We start from the raw sequence: 19959 nt of genomic DNA on the forward strand, positions 1-19959 counted from the left end.
GGTTGTTGGCTCACAGGTACGTATTATCCTGTGGCGCCCACTCTTCTTCCCCGGTAGCCGGTTCCATCTCGCGCTCAGTGTAAACCTTCTTGAGCGTGTCTTCATCCATCCCCTTAAGCTCATCAAGCCCTTTCTGGAAATGTCCGGTCTCAATCTTAGCGACCATATTGACCAGATGTTCGGCGCGAGGAGCTAGAAGCGCACCATTGATACGACGAGCCAGTTGAGCGATGTGGTACTGGGGAAGTTCCCCCATGCACCGACTGGCACACAAACCACACTGGATGCAGTCGAACGAAATCTGGGCCGCAGCGGCGATATCGCCTCGTTTCAAGGTGGCGATGTAGTCCATCACCTGCACGTCCATCGGACAGACCTTGGTGCAGGCATTGCAGGCCACACAGCGGAACAGCTCCGGATAGAGAGAGAAGATTTCTTCGGCCTTGCCTTCAAGTACGCTGAAATCATACATAGCGCGGTTAGCCGGGTAGAATGGCAATTGGGTCAGATACATATCCGGCTCGACTACCGTCTGACAAGCCAGCCCGACCCGAATCTTGTAGTCACCGGGAACGCGATACACTGTAGCACAGGCACCGCAAATGCCGCCGCGACACCCGCAACCGCGGATGTACTTGTAACCGGCATACTCCATCGCCTTCATGATCGTCAGCGACTCGGGCACCTCGTACCGTTTTCCCATGATGTAAATGGGAATCATCTTCGTCTCGGCTTTTGCCGAGGAAACTTGGGTTGCCGTACTCATTTGATCCTCATGATATCTATGTCAATTATTGTTCTTGTCGTACTCATGATTTCCACCCCATCACACCAGTTGTTTCTCTTTGAGGAGGTTCAACGAAACATCCCGATTAAGTTTGAACTGGTCTTCATCGGCAGGCACTCCAAGCGCCACCGCCAGCAACTGCGTGAAATAGTAAATCGGGACTTCAGTCGCATCCTCGATAGAGCTGAGCATCTTCTCCTGACGATGTCCGAGGTTGTAGTCACATAACGGACAGGTCAACGCCAGTGCTTCAGCACCATTGGTTGTCGCATCACTCAGGATATCGTGTGAGAGTTTCAACGCCACCTCCGGACTGCCCAACACCTGGTATGATCCGCAGCATTCGGTCGCCGAAGGAAAATCAACCACTTTGGCACCTATTGCCTCAAGGAACTCGTGGAAAACACTGGGACGATCCGGGCGGTCAAGTGCGACTTCTTTCGGACGAAGCAACGTACAACCGTAATACGGCGCAACCGCCAAGTCATCGAGCGGTTTCTTCAGAGCCGCCTTGACCTTGTCCCAACCAATTTCGTCTCGAAGGAAATCCAGCATGTGAACTACCTTCACTTCACCGGCGTAGTCGGGTTCTTCATCCATGAAGTCATTGATCGTGCCACGTTTTACCTCGTCTTCTTTCATCAGACGATTGGCTCGCGCCAGCGTGTTGTAACACATAGAGCACAGGGTCAGCACGGTGTCATGACCGCTCTCTTTGACGCGAATCAAATCACGCACCGGAGCAATCAGATGAATCAAATCGTCATCAGCCAACGAATATACAGCACCGCAACAATTCCACCGCTCCAGTTCCTCGACCTCAACTCCGAGTGCCTTCAATGAGGCCAGCGCGGAATGTTCGAGGTTGGCAGCTTTGGTCTTGAGCGTGCATCCAGGATAATAGCTTATCTTCATATTTTACCTCAATCTACTTGCAGTCACACCAAACAAATCGTTCTCACCGATAACCGGATGGCTCATGAAGAAAGCTTACGAAAACCGGCCACCATCGCAATCGTCGGCAGGTCTATGGTATCCTCGGGCTTCATTTCAGCCGGTCCAACCTTGTCGACATTGTCGCGCAACTGAACCTGCCGGAGAGCTTCCATTACCGCCGGGATATCAATACCGCGCGGGCAGCGAACCTCGCAGGTGTGACAGGAAGCACACAGCCAGGCCATGTTGCTCTTCTTTAGTTCCTCGGCCTGACCAAACTGGATGAGGTGCATTACATGGCGCGGAGCAGATGTGGCCTGCGTGTTCATCGGACACGAGGCCGAACAGGTGCCGCATTGCATACATCGGGCCACAGCATCACCAGCTATCTCATCGATCTTGTGGCGCAGTTGGTCATTCATCGTCTTAGCGGAAATCTTCAGGGGCATCGAAACCTTCCTCCGCATAGGTGTCGTCTTCGCCATCGTCCGGCAAACCAACAAAACTTATCACCAAGACTGATGTCGAAGACCCATTTGTGAATCGCTTCACAAACGGCTCATTAATATATGAGGCTGATAGTATGCTATTGTGCCCCAAAACGCAACCCTTTGGACGGAGAATTATAGGAAATTGTGGGTGTTGTCCCGTTTTCTCAAATACCTTATCCTTCAATAAGCATCGCCTGTTCTCTGGCAGTGGGTCAGCGTGCTTTCAGCCTGGTAGTGGGTCAGTTTGAATTACCCATTTGAGTTCTAACCTTGACAAATCTTCCCGCACTGGCTATACTTCAGCATGCAAAAGCGGTCACGCAAAAAGAAGAAGCCAGACGTTAACGAACTGGCAGCAGGGATCGTTGACCAAGCGACCAACGAAGACCCGCCAGAGGAAGAGCCAGAGGTTGACGACGGCAAGAATCCAGCGGCTGTTGCACTCGGTCGATTAGGTGGCCTCAAGGGCGGTAAAGCCAGAGCTAAGAAGCTGACTGCCGAAGAACGTCGTCGAAGCGCTCGGAAGGCCGCTTTGGCGCGCTGGCGGAAGTCCCCTTGACGGTAACCTTGGAGTCAAGTTCTCTTAGATCATCCGTGAAATCAAATACTATGTCAATCTGCTCACCGGTATTGTAATTCTGGTTATAACTATCCAAGTCGGTCTTTATTTGTTTGCACTCTCCTACGACCTGACGCCGCCGCTGCTGCAATGCCAAGTGAATCTGACTTGGTGTTGCACGTCGTATGTCCACCCAGAGGGTGTATTGAGATTTTCCTTTCTTCTCAGTTAGTGCATGTTTCACACGGGGTCTGCGACCTTGGGGGTCTGTCATGTACTGTTCACGTAGAGCGTCAGCTAAATCATCAGCACAACGTTTTATGAGAACGGTGTCCTGTGCCCTCCATTTCCCGTTCTCAATTGCCCATCGCGCAACCTCCTTGGTCGTATATTCGAGTTTCCCCGTCTGTTGTTCAAACTCGCGTGCGATTCTCCGCATTTGTTTTTTGTAGCTCACTTCGGCATCTCCTCATTCCGTTAGAACGCAACCCCAACCATCTGTTAGAGCCGATTCAGTTACTATGTCTCTGACATTAATCAACATATCTTTGCCCTGACTATATCTGATTATTCCCTTGTGCTGCAATTGCCCGACAACAATCCCAGGGTGAACGCCCAACCCCCTTGCAAAACTCGAAATAGATGCATTAGTAAAGATCGGTGCCACGCGCTTGACGAAGCCCGCGAGTTCTTCTTGGTCCACAAGCCAATTCTCTGCAAACTTGTCGGCTCTTTTTTCATCCTCCTGCTTTTCATCTGTGTGCTGTGCACCAGTGCCAACCAATGATATGTCTACGTTCGCCTCCGATTCTTGCCCGTCACCATACAAGATGTGGGCAAGTTCATGGCAGAGCGTAAACCAGAACCAATCAATCCGATTATATCTCATTGTCAATGCGATGACGGGATCTCGCTTTGATAGCCAGAAGCAGACACCATCAATCTTAGAACTCGGCAAATACTCAACGACTAAAAATCGTATCCCGTATCGAGCCAGGATTTCAGGTATTCGCCTTATCTCTTCGGGTTCATGGAATAAGAGCGTGATTTCCTCAAATAGTCGCTTAAACGACTTCTGCGAATATCGTTTCTCTATGGGGATGGCCTCTGCTATATTCCATGTTCTTTGGAGCCAGGCTTCTTGCTCCTTAGTAAGTTCCCCATAGTCTGTTGATTTCCGGGAAGCGCAGGAGATTGTCATCTTCTCTCCCAAAGCATCTTTCTTATAGAATTGCTTAATCTGGGCTTCAATAAACTCGATGTTTGGCGTTTCAACAATCCACCCCCTGTTTATCATGTGCCTTATTGGGGCAAGGTGCCATAATCGTGAGCGCCTCTTTCGGACGTCGTTTTTAGGGAGCCGCTCTTTCGCCAGTTCATATACAGCCTGCAAGTTCAGCCATTCTTCTGCACGGATATTAAATGCGTCTCCAAGCTCCTGGGCTGTCTTGGGAGTGATCTTCCGCTTCCCGTTAACCAATTCGCTAACGACACGAGTGGCTACACCCATTATCTGGGCTAAGTCCACTTGTTTCCATCCGCGAGCGTCAAGTTCACGCTGGATGAACCTGCCGGGCGGAAATGCTTCTGGTACGACACTATGGGGCATTAGTGTTTCCCTATCTTTAGAATGACTACACATTCTGCCTTTTCAATTTTCTTTACTGCAAAGTAGACTCGCCATCTCCGATCCAATCTCACTGAGTGGCGATTCTTCTCACCTTTGAGTTTCTCACACTGAAGACCTTTCCAGTCATATAAGGAACGTCGGTCTCTCATGATCTGTAGGTACAAAATCACCTCACGGTACTTCTGTATCACCGCCGGATGCCATTTCCCGAGATAGCTGGCATCAGTTGCAAGGCGCTCCCACTCAGGATCTGCGTAGTCCACTCTCATGTTATCGACAATATACGCCACTTGACCGCGTCTGTCAATAACAACTTTACACTACATGTAAAGTTTTCTCACGGTATTTGTCGTAAATCCGCTTAACCCATTGTACCACAATACACAAGCGCCAGAGCGGAAGTCCAAGAAAACACTTGACATTGCTTGACCGCTCACGTATATTAGGTCAGTATGAATAAGCTAAACAGACAGAAAAGAGTTCAGGTCATCGCGGCCTTAGTGGAGGGAAACTCCATCCGCTCGACCGTACGTATGACCGGCGTGGCTAAGAACACGGTTACAAAGCTTCTTGTCGAAATCGGCTCAGTATGTGCCGAGTATCAGGACAAGGCGCTCCGCAATCTAACCTGCAACCGGATCGAGTGTGACGAGATTTGGTCGTTCTGCTATGCCAAGAAGAAGAACGTACCCGAAGACAAGAAAGACGTTTTCGGTTATGGCGACATCTGGACTTGGACCGCCATTGATCCAGAGTCCAAGCTGATAGTATCTTGGTTAGTAGGTCTACGCAATGCTGAGTATGCCAACATCTTTATGAACGATCTGGCCGACCGCTTGAGCCATAGGGTGCAGCTGACCACAGACGGCCTTAAGGCTTATCTGGAAGCCGTAGAGGGTGCCTTTGGAGCCAACATTGACTATGCAAGTCTTGTCAAGATGTACGGTAAAGAAGACTCGGGGGCGGGCAGGTACAGCCCACCAGTGGTCACAAAGACAAAACGGCAAAAGATCACGGGCAAGCCTATCAAAGAGCATATCTCAACCTCTTATGTCGAGCGACAGAATCTAACAATGAGAATGTCTATGCGTCGGTTTACTCGGTTGACCAATGCCTTTAGTAAGAAGGTCGAGAATCTTGAACACGCCGTTGCCCTACACTTCATGCACTATAACTTTGCTCGTGTTCACAAGAGCCTGAGAGTATCGCCAGCTATGGAAGCCGGAGTAACCGATCATCTTTGGAGTATTGAGGACATCGTGAAGTTGCTGGAGCAAAAAGAATCAAACTGACCCACTACCTTCAGCCTTGCTCAATAGGAATCTCGGGGCTATATTTTGAGAGGAGTGTGATGGACACTTGCGCAAGGAGATTCCGATATGTGTAGATTTGTTCTGCTATTTCTTACACTGCTAACCCTATGTCTATGGCTGGCCGCATGTGGAGACGACGACAATCCAGTCGATACCGACACAACTCCTCCTGTTATTTCTGAGGTAACACCGCCCGACGGCGTTTCGGTTCTGGATTGGGTGAGCATAATGGTCTATGTTTCTGATAACGAGGGTGTGACGCAAGTGGAGTTCATAATTGACGACTCGTTGTACTTCACAGACACACTCGAACCGTGGTTGTACAATTGGATTTGTGACTCGGTTGACGACAGCACGATGCATCAGATACAGTGTGTGGCTTATGATGCCGCCGGGAATTCCGACAGTTCAGAAGTTCATTCAATGCTGGTTCGGGTCACCGACAGGACTCCACCATCTATCTTGGAAGTAATGCCCACCGACGGAACCTCTACCCAAGATTCGGTTATCATTACAGTAGATGTAACTGATAACAAGGGCATCACGCAAGTGGGATTCTATATAGATGACTCGCTTCACTTCACTGATTTCATTACGCCTTGGTCGTACACCTGGATATGTGACTCGGTTGACGACAGCACGACGCACCAGATACAGTGTGTGGCTTATGATGCCGCCGGGAATTCCGACACATCAGACGTGCACTCTGTTTTGGTCCGAATCACGGTAATTGAACCACCCCCATCCTTGGCCGGTTACTATTATGGTTGGTATTCGAGAACAGACGAAGGCGGCAGTGGCGTTAAGCAGGAACAGCGGATACTGTGGGTATTCACAGATCAGAAGTGGATTCTGGATGTTGATACCGATAACATGACGGATTTCTGTATCTGCGAATCTTCGGGTCGGTACGTACTCGAAGATAGAATACGGCTGACAGTTGATGCCTCTGATCCATTGGGAGAATTGTGTGTAGCGTGTATTGAGAGTCAGAATCCGTCGGGACTTTTTGCTCTGGATCGGTCCACCGATACCTTGATTATGTCTCAATTGCTCACCGATAATGGCGCCGGTATGTCGATTCTTGTGGAAGTTAAACTTCTCCCTGTTGACGTTCCATAGTCAAGGCTGACCAGTATCAGTCTCAAATCTATGAACCAGATTGCACCCCCCAGTTGAGATAGCGCCTGCCATCCTCATAACTCCTTGTCCCGCAATGTCTAATTTCTGAACAGGGGAAGGGCACAGACGTTGCATCAGAGCCCGGCATGGAATGTTACTTTGGTTCACATGACCTGCCCGATAACCACGACTGCCCCGACAAGACGATGGTCGTGTCGTTTCATATCCCTGAAGTAGGGATCAAATTCAAAGCTCCCTTTGCCGCCGTAGACAATGACCATGGCGATCTGGCGGCGTTGCTGGCACTGCTTGAGTTCATCGACGGCAACCAGAAGTACTTTCCCAACCAAACCTATCAGATATTTGGTTGCAACCTGCGCATTGTAAACGGCGTTAACCTGCGTGATGATCTCCCGGACAAGTTCGCTGATCTATTGGACAAAGCCAAGGACTACCGCGAGAAATATCGTTTTTCTCTCGACTGGACACCATCTGCAGGTAACTCAGACTTCGAAGCCCTTTTTGATTGACCGACCTGTGGCGACGGCTTTATCTTAAGTTGCCATGCTCAAACCCCCTGACCTAGCTCGTGCCATAGACGCTGGAAAATTCAAGCCAGCCTACTATCTTTTTGGCGTGGAAGATTTCCGGATTATTGAGGCCGAGAAATATATCTCCCGCAGTTTCCTGCCTGATCGTCAACTCAGTACTAACTATCGCAAGATTAACGGGCGACGAACCCGATGTGTCGATCTGATCGCCGAGTTGTCCAATCTACCTATGCTCGGTGAACGGCAGGTGTTCGGTATCTCAGAATTTCAGAGTTTCAAGCCGACCGAGGTTGACCGTATCTTGAAACTACTCGACCCGCCTGACCCGAATAGAGTAGTGATATTCAGTTCTCCGTCGGCGAGGATGCCCAGGAAAAGCTCTGCATTTATCAAAAAGATCACCAAAGTGACAGAGGTTGTAGAGTTTGGTCGTCTTTCGGTTCGGGCTGTTGCAACGCGAATAAAATCGGGGCTCAAAAAGGAAGACATCGACATCGAACCGGAAGCTCTAAAGCTGCTGGTGGAATTGATTGGCGGCCACAGTGGTGGAGCTGAGGCGGAACTGGCCAAGTTGCGTGATTTCAAGAATCCCGGCGAGACAGTGACAACGGACGATGTTCGAGCTATTACAACCGGCTACGAAGTATACAATATTTTCGAACTGGCTGACCAGGTGGTAGCAGGGCGAACACCCCGAGCTTTGAAGATGCTTGACACTCTGGTTACTGAGGGAAAATCCCCGGTGGCAATATGTTCTCTGGTAATGAGCCATTTCCTGTTCCTATATCTTGTCAAGAATGGTCATCCATTGCCAGGCAACCGGAGGTTCCTGACGACTCGTTTCCGCCAGCAGGCGGGGTTCTTTGACAACGACTATCTGGAGCAAATTCTGATCGACATGGCGACTTGCGATGCTGACCTCAGGGGGGGAACGATGAAACCCAAGATGGCGTTGGAAATCCTGCTGTTGCGTCTGCTTGGTGAAAGAAATCGTCCGTGAGTGAAAGAACCGGGGAAGAAAACAGCCCTTCGTCTGTAATACGTTTGGAGGAGAAAAAAGCCGAACAGACCCTGATAGAAGCGGCCCAGGATGGCGATCAGGTTGCTTTCGGACAGTTGATTCGACGTCATCAGAAGCGGCTGTTTCGGTTTGTCTACGGATTGGTCGGGTCTTTTGATGCCACGGAGGATGTTGTGCAGGAAGCGTTTGTTAAAGCTTATCGGGCGCTGGGAAAGTTCGAAATCGGGTACGATTTCTACCCCTGGCTGGCAACTATCGCCCGCAACACCGCCTACAACGTCATCAAGCGCGAGGAACGCAAAGAGTCGCTGGACTCGTTGCAGGAGAAAGGCTACGATCCAGAGGCGGTTGATCTCGGGCCGTTGGAGCAGCTGCTTGATTCGGAAGGACAGCGCCGGTTTCAGAAGGCCGTGAAAGCTCTGCCGGTGAAATATCGAACTGTCTTTGTGTTGCGACACATTGAAGAAATGAGCTATACCGACATTGCCGTTGCGCTGAAAATACCACCCGGGACGGTCGATTCACGGCTCTATCGTGCCCGGCAACTTTTGTTGGATGAACTTAAGGATCTGTTGTAGTATGGAGTGAGAAAGCTCGCTTCTCAAATTGGGAATTGATATGGATCACGGTTACTATCACGACCGAATCTCAGCCTATCACGACCGCGAACTGCCTCCCTATGAGGAGCAGGCAATGCGCGAGCATCTCGAACAATGCGAGAAATGCCGAGATTTACTTGCCCAGTTGGATAAACTGGATGTTGTGGTCGAGGAGCATTCGAGATTGAGTGACGATGAATACTGGGAGCAGTCGGTCCGTCGAATTCAGGAACGAGTTGAAGCAGACTCTCGCGATGAGAAAACATCCACGGAAAAGTCGTCGGATTGGTTCGGACTGAGCTGGAAAATCACTGCTGCTGCTGCGTCTATTGCGGTGCTTACCTTCATTGGGTTGCACCAGACAGATATCTATGGCCCGGATAAGGACGGTTTTATCTACAAACCGTCAATTGAAACGTTGTCCGACAAAAAGGGTCCGGGGACCAATGAACCCCCAACTGCAATTGAGGATGGGGCAGATGATATCGGTCGCAGTGACGAGGTTGCCGATCAGGTTCCGGAAACGAAGACTCCACAGGAAGAGACTATCCAGCGTTCTGCTCCCAAGAAGGCGGAAGAGTCAGAGTCACAACCGGCAACGGTAGATGAATTGCTTACCGAGGTTTCGGGGGTTGTGACTAACAGTCAGGGCGAGGTTTTCATCCGGGGTGGCCGTGCTGCTGAGGTGTCCTATGTGGTTGACGGTGTTCCGGTAGCTGACCCACAGCGTGGGCTGGATGACCCACAGCGTAGGCTGGATGACCCTCCCGGTGGCCGGGATCAGGCTGAAGATCAGTCTAAACAGGAAAAGTCCCCTGTTGTCGAAGACCGCGCAGACCAATTAGCTCCTTCGAAGATAGGGGAAGCTTCGACGCCTTCGGTTGAAGTCGGAGCTAGCCAGAAAACGATAGCCAGAGAAAAGGCCACCCGACCCGCAACGGCGGCGGGATTGGAAACTCAAACAGCAGTACCGATGAATCTGGACAGTGATGCAGAAACTACTGACAAGAGCGTTGCCTCCAAGGGAACTTTTGACGATGTGGATGAACTTGATCTTGAGGGTTGGATACTACGACGTGATTCGCTGGAGGCCCGGTGGAAGGACTTGGACCAGAAGGAAAGATCTCTGACTTTTTCGCTCAATTCTCAGACGAAGAGCTTGGACCGTGCCCGAGGAGTTGAACGAAAACTCCTTGAGAGTCACTACAATGTTGCCCGTCTGGCTCGTGGGCAGGATCAAGAGACCTTCGATAAGGCAGTCGATTCTCTGCAGGAATATCTGAACCGTGATGGTTCGAGGCATCCGCGAATGGCCCGGGATTATCTGCGTCGGCTGGGAATCGACCCCAAATAGCCCATATTTCGGTAGCAGGACTGCACAACTTTTTATGTCGAGGGCCGTATATTAAACCAGAGAAGAAAGAGCGTTACTGAGGAATGGTTATGAGCAAGCGACTGTATCGATCAACGGAACACAAGGTCATCGGCGGCGTGTGTGGTGGATTGGGTGATTACTTTGATCTCGATCCGGCCCTTCTGCGCATCTTTGCCGTATTGCTATTTTTCGCCTCCGGGGTTGGCTTTTTCGCCTATCTCATCGCCTGGGTGATTATCCCCGTTCGTCCCTACGATGTTGAAGTAGTCAACGCCGAACGCGAATCAGCGTCATGGCACAAATATCTACCGGGACTTTTCCTGATCGGTATCGGGCTGGTCCTGTTACTTCGGGAAAGCTGGTACTGGTTCGACATGGGCATATTCTGGCCGGGGCTTCTGGTTGTAGGCGGACTGTGGTTGATATTCTCGGGTCGCAAGAAAACTACTCTTGAGGAACCACATGGGGCCGCAGGGGAAAAAATCAATGGCACCAATGGAGGGACGATCTAATGTCACCGGCACGTTTCAGATGGGGTCTGTTTCTGGTATTGCTCGGTGTATTGCTGTTGCTGCAAAACGCCGGAACCATCAACTCGAATTTCTGGGCTGATCTGTTATTGTGGTTCCCGGTAGTGTTGATTGCTGTCGGGCTGGAGAAGATTTTCGCCAAGTCACGGGTTAAGCTGATTTCCTATCTAACCTCAGTAGGGCTGTTTGTAGGGGGATTGGCCATCGCTCTGTCTGGCAGTTATGGTGGCGAGGACACAAGTTTCTTCGGTGAATCATCATTTGAACTGGAAAACGACTCCGACGTAAAGTTACTTAACGTGACGCTCGATCTGGATGGTACTGACCTGACTATTCGCGATTCAGGCCGCGATCTGGTCTACGGCGAGTTTGACAAGTTCACACGTAAACCAAGAATCAATTCTGAGATCACCGCCGATGTCGCCAATGTCAAAATGGTAAGCCGAAGCGGCGGCTATCTGGGTGGCGCTATTCAATTTGATACTGGTGATCCACAGGACTGGTCATTGCGGTTTTCAAATGATGTCCCTCTTGAGCTTGAATGTCGGGGCGACGAGTCCGATTTGCATATGAACTTCTCTACAACGCCTTTGCAAAAACTGACTCTGGATGCCAACGATGCCAAGGTTTATCTTAAACTGGGTGATCTATTGCCGGCAGTTAGTATTAGTATTCTGGGGGAAGATTCCGACTTGCGACTGCGTATTCCTCAGACAGTAGGGGTTCGTATTTCCGGTGATGATTACAAATCCTATTTATCCCGACAGGGATTCCTGGAGGATGACGGGCGGTTCGTTTCCGATGGATTTGACAGTGTGGACATCAGGATTGACATCAAACTCGACGATCAATTAGGATCCTTCTCCATAGATTTCTTTTAGCAGCAATAGGTATGGCACACGTTTTCAGGGTGGTCAGGTTTGACCGCCCTTCGTACTTGTGGAGCAGGCATCGAATTGTTTTTTGCAGGCATCAATCCATGATCCACGTGGTCTTGCAGGTCGAGACTGTCTTTAGTTTCGATAATCCATCGAACGGAAACGTACTTCCCAATTGGCAAAGATCATTGCATATTGAGTGTATTGAACGGGACAAACCGTGACACTGACGCCTCAATTTAGGAGATATTGGACTATGACAACTAACATCTTATTCAGATCGATCCGATCATATCAGTTTCTAATGATCATGGCAATATTGGCAGTGATCGCAGCCGGGGCCTGGTGCTCAGAGGAACAAGGTAAACCGCCAATTGACCTGACATCCCTACAAGCAATCGACAACCATTGGGAAGTTGTGCATTCATCGTGCGACGCCAGCAAAAGTTCAATGACACTTCAGAACAAGAAGTGGCTCATGTATTTCCTGCATTGGCGACCATTGACCGATTCTAATCGTACCGTGACGATTGACTACGTGAAAAATCATCTGCTCAATTTCTGGGGACCATCTATGCCGTTCACCTTGTCCGGCATTGAGGGAGAGTTGGAAATTGGCGGTCATCGTGCTTTCTATGTGGAGGCGACCCTCAATCCTGGTATGGTGCGAACTCGATTCGTCGTATGGAACTGCGAGGAGACCAATCGCCAATTCACTGCCGACTGCAATATCAATCTAAGAATGAATACGCCAGACGAGTTTTTCGACATCCAGGAAGACATCACCCGCACTATCTGCTGCCATGGTCAGGAATCCAAACACGACAATCCATCATTGCCCTGGGTGTATCAGAATGACAGCCTGAACATTTCTTTCTCCAAACCAGCCAACTGGCACACTTCCACTTTCGCCGCAAGCGCCTGGTTTCCAGAGGGTCACACTTCTACCAATGCCACTCTGTGGACACTCATCTCCGATTCCGACAAGAGAGCACAACTTTGGTGGCAGCCATCCACCATTCCGATCTCAGAGACGTACCTTGACAGCATCCTGCTTTTGCTTCCGATGGATACCACCTTTGCACCGGCTGCTCCAGCCACTGTCACTATCAGCGTCGAGTCATCTGCCACAGGGAACGGGATGATCGAAGGGAACGGTTATTATCTCATAACCGAAGTGGAGAACGATCAATCATACATTGACAAATATCTGTTCCGGTCCTTGCTTTGGCAGCGGGACGGGACCACCTACTTGCTCTTGACATCCATGCTGGCCTACGAAGAGATAATGATGCGCCCCATCGACCTCGTGCCGTCAGACAGTTTGATGGAGTACTTGCTGTGGCAGGAAATCGCACCTCATGTAACACCATTGCCTGAGCAGTACCGATAGTCGTAGGTCAGGTGCTAATCAACCTGACACATAACGGGGAAGGTCACCCAATCTGAGGGGGATAATAGCAAGCTTGAAAACAGACCTGCCTTTGCTGAGTAGTGATATTCGGCCACCCCTCCCAGGGAGAGGTGGCTGAAGATTATTTTACTGCCTCGTAGCGACTAACACACTGGTGCCGGTCCACCAGTGAAGAGGTATGCCACAAGGTACGTAAGATCAGCAATATCTATTGGCCCACCGGAACCAACAACGCCGTCGATATTGGCAGCTTCAATAACAGGCGGAGGAGGACCGGAAGTGAACAGGTATGCGACTAAGTAAGTAAGATCGGCGATGTTTGGCTGCGAACCGTCGTCGTCAACGTCACCGCAGATAAATGTGACAACAACTTCCTGCTGAGATGTGTCACAAACGCCAAGGTTGTCTTCCACTATCAGTGTTACCATATATGATGCGTGATTTCCATAGACGTGTGTTACCTGCTCGCCCGTAGCTGTCGAATCATCACCGAAATCCCATTGCCAATCAGTAAGCCAGCCATCAGTATCATACGAGGAACTGGTGAACTGGATAGTGTCGTGGTGCGTAGGAGTCGGTGGCTCCCAGGTAAAATCAGACACCGGCGGCATATTGCCGGTACATTCCGATAACCCCTGATAGGGGAGATAGTTCTGCAAGGTAACGGTAACAAACATATCACCGAGTGTCGGAGAGTTTACATCCAGACTAAGATTGCCTGACGCATCAGTATAGTCCCTTGCATATACCTCATCTCCCTTCCAAAGGCAGACGTAGGCGGAACTGAGAGGAATACTTCCCTCATCCTCAACATGAACCGCAAACGATGATGCTCCGATCGGGAAACTTCCGGAGTGGGTCACGACCATGGTTCTGATGGAGTCAGTCCAGAGTGGCATCTCCGGTTCTCCCAGCAGATTGAGCGTCCAATGGCAGTAGGTCATATCGCCGGTATGGGAGCAGTTGTTTTTCGTCCAGGCCAGCGCTTCGCCTAAGCGGTACTTATTGTATGTGAAAAGACCACGCCACCAGTATAAATCCAGTTCTCCGCTCAGAGAAACAGGATAGCCTACATAGAACCAACCACTCCGCGTGTTCCCGGTAAAGGATACGGCGCCTTGTAGTGGATTATTGATCACAAAAGCCTCCGCGATACAGTCATTATGGTCCAACTCCATCGGATGACACCCCAGGGAGAAGATATTGCACATCTTGTTGTTGTTAGTCAGACTATTGACATCGGAACTATAAATTGCAGAGTTATGGTTCAAGTCGCCGGTGCCCATGCAGAAGTAATTGCTGTGATCGCTGTGGTTAACCAAGTTCTGTCCCGCGCTGAGAGCGTTGAGAAACTTCGTTTTGTGGTTAGTGGACTCAGTGTCGTAGACTGTCGTGACATGAAACCGAGAGGGAATGTAGGTTGCATCAATCGATTCTTTCAGATCCTCACTTCGGGTGAGCGTGTAATGGGGAGGTTCCGATGCCAGCGTTAGATCCATTCCAAGAAGACAGGCATTGAGCGCATAGTCATCTGTGGGTGGGTCGATCTCATATTTGAGTACTTTATCGATAAAACAATTAATCTGTGTGGAGCCCTCCGCCGTGGTTCGTCCCACGTAAACCTCATATGTCCAGTCGTCATCAAAATCGCCATAGTACTCGTCGCTGGGAATGTTATCACTGTTATAAATACGGTACTCGAAGGGAACAGTGTTGTGTTCACCTCCGATGAGAATATACTGGGTACTCCAATTAGCATGGGCGTCGATAACAAAGTTTCGGATTTTCTCCTGGTTGTCCGATCCGGAGTACACGGCATAGATGTAGTTGGTTGTGACCACAGTATCCTTCACACCCTTCTTGATGTGCCAATCCACCAGCGGTTGGTACAGCGCGGCATAGGAACCGGACGTAATGATAACATGCTCATATGGTCCATCATCCAGAAGCATCCCTTTGGACGTCCCACCCGGGAAAGTCATTAACTCCACGGCCTCCCGGTTGACGACCATCTCAGTTGCCATTTGTTCGTAGGTACGACGGACATTCTCGGAAGCGTTAGCCGGTAGATAATCGTTACAGACATAGCCATCGACACCTTCAACCGAGAGCGTAAGCGAGGTGTAGATGTATAGTTTTCTCTCGGCTGGAATGTACTTCAGCGGGCAAACCTGAACAATGGCCATCGCTTGCCCGGCTAAGTCGGTCTGGGAGACAATACTCACCGGCTGGGAGGGAAAGTGATCAGGAGACGAATAGACGGCTGAAATCGGATCAATAAATGGTTGATTGCTATCCTGTCCGATTCTTACCGGAGGTTGAGCTGGATACACATAATAATCGCCGCTGATTTCCTCAAGTTCCGAAGCCACAACGCTAACCGACAGAGCCTTCATGCCTGCCGGCAATGCGATCCTAATTTCTTTGAATGGTAGCATCGGATGGCCGCGTTCGGAGAGGTAGCCACAATCCACAAACCTCACCATGTCATATTCCAAATGCTTTGTGAAGGAAATATCTTGCTGTGTGAAGTTAATCGTGTGCTGGACGGGGTCAACAATCGCACCTTGAACACCCGACAGAAAACCGCCAAGCATAATGCCGAGTACAACGAGAGCTACTCCCACCCCCACACGCTTAATAGCCATAGTTGATTCATTCATTAGTCGATTCCCTTTCAATCAGGATTATCAATAAAACCAAGTTTCTTCTTTATATCCGCGAGAACCGGAGTGTATGAGTATGATGCACTTATCGAGTCTCGGAGTATGTCTCTTTGAACAGCCGACCCGTTTCCGTAGAAAGCAGGACGATAGACTTGCTCTGTAATCTAATCATATAATACACATTTTGATCCGAATGTCAAACTTGAACTTGGTACGACTTGCCTTGACAATACATCTCTAACTCGACTAACTATCTACAACTTATGGCCGCTTCACTTTCAAAACCACGGATGCTGCTGGCTGACGCCGGCCTGTTCTACGCCGCTGTCATCTGGGGTTCAACTTTCTTCGTAGTCAAGGGTGTGTTGGACGACGTTGATCCAGTCATCCTGGTGGCCTATCGCTTCCTGCTGGCGGGGCTCGGTATGCTAGCTTATTTGCTGGCTACCGGCAGACCGGTTTTCGCCGGTATCAAACGAGCCATTCTCCTGGCGATAATTCTCTGGCTGTTGTATATACCCCAGACAATCGGCCTGCAGTACACCACTGCCTCCAACTCAGGTTTCATCACCGGCCTCTTTGTAGCCTTTGTTCCCGTATTCCTGCGAGTTATTTTCAAGCGTAAACCGACCCTAATGGAGGTTGTAGCCTCGGTTGTATCGCTGATAGGCCTGTGGGTCCTGACCGGCGGACTAAGAGATATTAATATCGGAGACATCCTCACGTTGGTGGCGGCGATGACTTATGCTCTCCACCTGCTGTACACCGATAAGTATATGAAGGCAGGCGTTGATCCATTAGTAATAACCTGCCAGCAGTTTCTTCTGGTCGGTCTGATGAGTCTGGCAACCGGGTTGATTTGCGATCTGCCTTTTGGGATTGGATCCACTCAGGCAGGTTGGATAATTGTTTTCCTGGCTCTGTTTCCGACCCTGTCCGCATTCGTAATCCAGGCGATAGCTCAGAAATACACATCCCCCTTGAAAGTTTCTCTGATATTCGCCCTGGAGCCGGTTTTTGCCGCCATTTTTGCCTGGTCACTGGGTGGGGAACAGATCGTGCGCCATCGTGCCCTGGGAGGGCTGCTCATTTTCGCCGCGCTTGTTATTTCTGGTCTACGAAGATCAGGAAAGCGAGCGCAAGATACATCAGCATGACCTAGTTGCCTCGTAACGCTTCAACTGGATCAACGCGTGCCGCTCGTGCTGCCGGATACCAACCGGCTGCAAGGCTCACCAGAAAACCAAACAAGAACGCTGTTCCGACCAACCATACCGGCATTGCGAAAAGTTCCATTCCGTCAATTCCCTGACGTTCCATTATTATCCTGGCGATCAATGATGCTGCTCGTGTAATTAGCCAGCCAAAGACAATGCCAACGACCGCCCCGATCGCTCCAATTACACCGGACTCTACGAGAAATAAGAGCTTAATATCCCGTTCATCGGCACCGAGCGCCTTAAGAATCCCGATCTCACGAATCCGCTCAGTAATCGACATAACCATTGTATTTACAATCCCCAGTGATGCCGTCACCAAAGCAATAAAACCAACTACTCCCAATGCCAAATAGAAGTAGAAAAAGGCTTTCTGGATTTCGTCAAATTGCACCGCGAAACTAAACGCCCGGTACCCCAACGCCTCCACCGTATCAATGACCGGCTGATGAGGCATTCCCGGTTCCAGGTCAAGTGTTGCTCGTGAGAAGCTTTTCGTGCTGGCAACATCTTCGCCGGAGAACAACGATCCATCCCTCACGGTTGAGAATAAATCGGTTGGATCGCCGGAGAACCCGGCTGCATCAAAACGGGTAGCGGTAGCGATGGGGAAAATGACATACTTGGTTCGAAGACGACGTCCCCGGTGCGATTCTATCACACCTGTTACCACCAGCGTGTCGCTCACTCGGTCACGCGCATTCATGAACCCGTCGACGAATCGTCCCGCCGCCGAACCCAACTCACGACGAACGATTCGTACACCGTAATCGGACCGCATCAGAGAATCAAAACGGATATCCGACAGGCGCTCACGAATGATCCCGTCCGGATCCTGGAACACGTGAGCAAGGCCGCTGTCCAGACTGGCAACCAGCACGGACACTATCAGCGTCTCCCCTATGATTGAGTCCGGTTCGGTCAACCCCAAGAGATCCACTAACTCTTCCGTCACCACTGCCCCCTTGGAGCTATCGTGCTCAAACATTGCTCCCGCCACAAGCCGGGAAAACAGACGAGTCTGTGCGGCCGTCACCGGAAGAGCCTGCGCGCCGGTTGTTATCTGAGAATCATCGTGCTTGACTTCAAGGTCGAAATCATTGAAGGGATAAGCCAATCGTACGCTCGGGAGCGACCCCAAAATTCTTAGCGCCTCAACGTCAATCACCGTTGCCTCGGTTGAATCAGTGGCAAGTCGAGGAGAAACCTGCATCGTGGTCATCAGTCCCAGCTTGCTGAACTGGTCGTTGACCATCTTTTGATTACCCGCCCCAAACGATAGCATAGAGACAAAGGCCGCGATGGCAATCACTACGCCGGATATAGTCAGCACTGCCCGTAGCTTCATCCGCCACATGTTACCCACAGAGAGTGTCACCAAATCATGCAGGGTCATGATTCCCCCTCCTGATCTTCGGTAACGACGCAGCCATAACTCATGAGAATTGTCCGTTCGGCAACCTGCTGAGCAAGGTCAAGATCATGTGTTACCAGCACAATCGATAACCCGCCAGCATTTAGTTCGGTCAATAGTTCGGCGATTGATTGCGTGTTATCCTTATCTAGATTGCCGGTGGCTTCGTCCGCCAGAAGGATCTCCGGTTTTTTGACCAGCGCCCGAGCCAGCGCTACCCGCTGCTGCTCACCGCCGGAAAGATCGGATGGTTTGTGATCCATGCGGTCCGCCAGACCCAGTCGGATCAGGATCGCCTCTGCCAGATCTCGTCGTTGATCGCGTGGCGTGTGGTTGAAATACAACGCCAGTTCCACATTCTCAATGGCTGTGCGATGAGGCAACAGATTGAACGACTGAAAGACCATTCCAATTCGTTTGGCGCGATAGGCGGACAGTTCCCGACGCGAGAGATCAGATAAGACTTCACCCGCAACCTCCACCTGGCCCGAGGTGGGGCTATCCAACCCGGCTATTAGATTCATCAGCGTTGATTTGCCTGAACCTGATGAACCCACTACAGCCAGGAATTCTCCCTGAGACAAAGATAGGTTCACTCTATCGATGGCGCGTACCTCGTGTATCCCTCGTTGGTAGTACCGACACAGATCAAATGTCTGCAGCCATGATTTGTTCACGAGTCGTTGTCCCTTTCACAGACGTCACACTTATCGTATCAACATCACTCCCGGATCAACCACAGGCAACCAATTATTGGAAGGTCGGGATTCATGAATAGTATACGAACACTTGTCCGTAACAAGTTGCAATTGTATTTTGTGTTATACTACCCCCACCCCGGGAGTCTCAAACTATCCTGATCGAGTTGCGCAAGTCAGACCGGCCATCAATGCATCATCATGTCATTGATAGCCGGGTTGTCAGCTATATTTTGCTTCAACCGCTTATGCCAGGCGCTACTTTTCCTCGTCGTCAAGATCGCGCATAGCTCGCAGAATTCCGAGCGCACTGGATCCGGTAGCGATCTCAGTCAATTTCTGCATCCGGCTTTCATCCGCACTGAATTTCTTCTTCAGTCTTTCCTCGTATGCCTGCATGAGCACTTCCAGGAGCTTTTCCAATTCGTATGGTTTCGGCAGGTAACTGAAAGCACCCAGTTTAGTGCATTCTATCGCAGTGTCGACAGAGCCGTGGCCGGTGAGGATAATAACCTCAAGGAATTTGTGCTCGTCCTTGAGAATCTTCAGTACTTCCTGTCCGTCAATGCCGGGCATTTTCAAATCGAGGAGGGCAATATCGAATTTCTCATTACGCGCAATCTCGACAGCTTCCGCTCCGCGGGCGGCTGTCCGCACATTGAAGTCCCTCATCTCCAATCTTTTGGCGATTGATTCGAGGAACTCCACTTCGTCGTCAACAATCAGCAATCTAATCTTATTTGACATGGGTTGTGCCT

Annotated in this window: 20 protein-coding genes; 11 read left to right on the top strand and 9 right to left on the bottom strand. The window is 50.2% G+C overall.

Features of this window, described 5'->3' with window-relative positions; genetic code table 11:
• Positions 1–10 precede the first annotated feature (10 nt).
• From KOO62_12375 to KOO62_12385, 3 genes are all read right to left on the bottom strand, one after another.
• On the bottom strand, positions 11–766 hold the full coding sequence (locus KOO62_12375) for a 4Fe-4S dicluster domain-containing protein (protein ID MBU8934777.1): 756 nt from the start codon (positions 764–766) through the stop codon (positions 11–13).
• Between the two features lie 60 nt (positions 767–826).
• On the bottom strand, positions 827–1702 hold the full coding sequence (locus KOO62_12380; GenBank protein MBU8934778.1) for a CoB--CoM heterodisulfide reductase iron-sulfur subunit B family protein: 876 nt from the start codon (positions 1700–1702) through the stop codon (positions 827–829).
• A 62-nt stretch (positions 1703–1764) separates the two neighbouring features.
• Positions 1765–2172, bottom strand: a complete 408-nt coding sequence (locus KOO62_12385) for a 4Fe-4S dicluster domain-containing protein (GenBank protein MBU8934779.1) — start codon at positions 2170–2172, stop codon at positions 1765–1767.
• 346 nt (positions 2173–2518) lie between these two features.
• Between KOO62_12385 and KOO62_12390 the strand changes: the two genes are divergently transcribed.
• Positions 2519–2773 carry a hypothetical protein gene (locus KOO62_12390; GenBank protein MBU8934780.1) on the top strand — a complete coding sequence of 85 codons (255 nt, stop codon included), beginning with the start codon at positions 2519–2521 and terminating at the stop codon, positions 2771–2773.
• Positions 2774–3242: 469 nt separating this feature from the next.
• On the opposite strand, the gene KOO62_12395 is transcribed toward KOO62_12390, so the two are convergent.
• Positions 3243–4382: a helix-turn-helix domain-containing protein gene (locus tag KOO62_12395; protein ID MBU8934781.1), complete on the bottom strand. Its 1140-nt coding sequence runs from the start codon at positions 4380–4382 to the stop codon at positions 3243–3245.
• Positions 4382–4672, bottom strand: a complete 291-nt coding sequence (locus KOO62_12400) for a hypothetical protein (GenBank protein MBU8934782.1) — start codon at positions 4670–4672, stop codon at positions 4382–4384. Before KOO62_12400 ends, KOO62_12395 begins: the two co-directional genes overlap by 1 nt.
• 183 nt (positions 4673–4855) lie before the next feature.
• On the opposite strand from KOO62_12400, the gene KOO62_12405 reads away from it, so the two are divergent.
• From KOO62_12405 to KOO62_12445, 9 genes are all read left to right on the top strand, one after another.
• Complete coding sequence (locus KOO62_12405) at positions 4856–5695, top strand: DDE-type integrase/transposase/recombinase (GenBank protein ID MBU8934783.1); 840 nt, start codon at positions 4856–4858, stop codon at positions 5693–5695.
• Between the two features lie 87 nt (positions 5696–5782).
• Positions 5783–6838: a hypothetical protein gene (locus tag KOO62_12410; protein ID MBU8934784.1), complete on the top strand. Its 1056-nt coding sequence runs from the start codon at positions 5783–5785 to the stop codon at positions 6836–6838.
• Positions 6839–6984: 146 nt separating this feature from the next.
• Positions 6985–7368, top strand: a complete 384-nt coding sequence (locus KOO62_12415; protein MBU8934785.1) for a hypothetical protein — start codon at positions 6985–6987, stop codon at positions 7366–7368.
• Between the two features lie 34 nt (positions 7369–7402).
• A complete protein-coding gene (holA, locus tag KOO62_12420) occupies positions 7403–8389 on the top strand; it encodes a DNA polymerase III subunit delta (protein MBU8934786.1) in 987 nt (328 codons plus the stop codon).
• A complete protein-coding gene (locus tag KOO62_12425) occupies positions 8386–8988 on the top strand; it encodes an RNA polymerase sigma factor (protein MBU8934787.1) in 603 nt (200 codons plus the stop codon). Before holA ends, KOO62_12425 begins: the two co-directional genes overlap by 4 nt.
• Before the next feature lie 40 nt (positions 8989–9028).
• Positions 9029–10363, top strand: coding sequence for a zf-HC2 domain-containing protein (locus KOO62_12430; protein ID MBU8934788.1), 1335 nt, complete (start codon positions 9029–9031; stop codon positions 10361–10363).
• Positions 10364–10452: 89 nt separating this feature from the next.
• Complete coding sequence (locus KOO62_12435) at positions 10453–10896, top strand: PspC domain-containing protein (protein ID MBU8934789.1); 444 nt, start codon at positions 10453–10455, stop codon at positions 10894–10896.
• Positions 10896–11795 (top strand): hypothetical protein, encoded by a 900-nt coding sequence (locus KOO62_12440; GenBank protein ID MBU8934790.1) that lies wholly within the window; start codon positions 10896–10898, stop codon positions 11793–11795. Before KOO62_12435 ends, KOO62_12440 begins: the two co-directional genes overlap by 1 nt.
• 253 nt (positions 11796–12048) lie before the next feature.
• Positions 12049–13185, top strand: coding sequence for a hypothetical protein (locus KOO62_12445; protein MBU8934791.1), 1137 nt, complete (start codon positions 12049–12051; stop codon positions 13183–13185).
• A 164-nt stretch (positions 13186–13349) separates the two neighbouring features.
• Here KOO62_12445 and KOO62_12450 read toward each other — a convergent pair whose 3' ends face one another.
• Entirely contained in the window at positions 13350–15869 is a 2520-nt protein-coding gene (locus KOO62_12450) for a PKD domain-containing protein (protein ID MBU8934792.1), read from the bottom strand.
• 266 nt (positions 15870–16135) lie between these two features.
• Here KOO62_12450 and KOO62_12455 point away from each other — a divergent pair, with 266 nt between their 5' ends.
• Positions 16136–17029: a DMT family transporter gene (locus KOO62_12455; protein MBU8934793.1), complete on the top strand. Its 894-nt coding sequence runs from the start codon at positions 16136–16138 to the stop codon at positions 17027–17029.
• Between the two features lies 1 nt (position 17030).
• Here KOO62_12455 and KOO62_12460 read toward each other — a convergent pair whose 3' ends face one another.
• From KOO62_12460 to KOO62_12470, 3 genes are all read right to left on the bottom strand, one after another.
• Positions 17031–18485 (bottom strand): ABC transporter permease, encoded by a 1455-nt coding sequence (locus KOO62_12460; protein ID MBU8934794.1) that lies wholly within the window; start codon positions 18483–18485, stop codon positions 17031–17033.
• Positions 18482–19180 (bottom strand): ABC transporter ATP-binding protein, encoded by a 699-nt coding sequence (locus KOO62_12465; GenBank protein MBU8934795.1) that lies wholly within the window; start codon positions 19178–19180, stop codon positions 18482–18484. Before KOO62_12465 ends, KOO62_12460 begins: the two co-directional genes overlap by 4 nt.
• A gap of 279 nt (positions 19181–19459) precedes the next feature.
• Positions 19460–19948 carry a response regulator gene (locus KOO62_12470; GenBank protein MBU8934796.1) on the bottom strand — a complete coding sequence of 163 codons (489 nt, stop codon included), beginning with the start codon at positions 19946–19948 and terminating at the stop codon, positions 19460–19462.
• Positions 19949–19959: the final 11 nt, after the last annotated feature.

Source organism: Candidatus Zixiibacteriota bacterium (assembly GCA_019038695.1).
In the GTDB taxonomy this organism is placed as follows: domain Bacteria; phylum Zixibacteria; class MSB-5A5; order GN15; family FEB-12; genus B120-G9.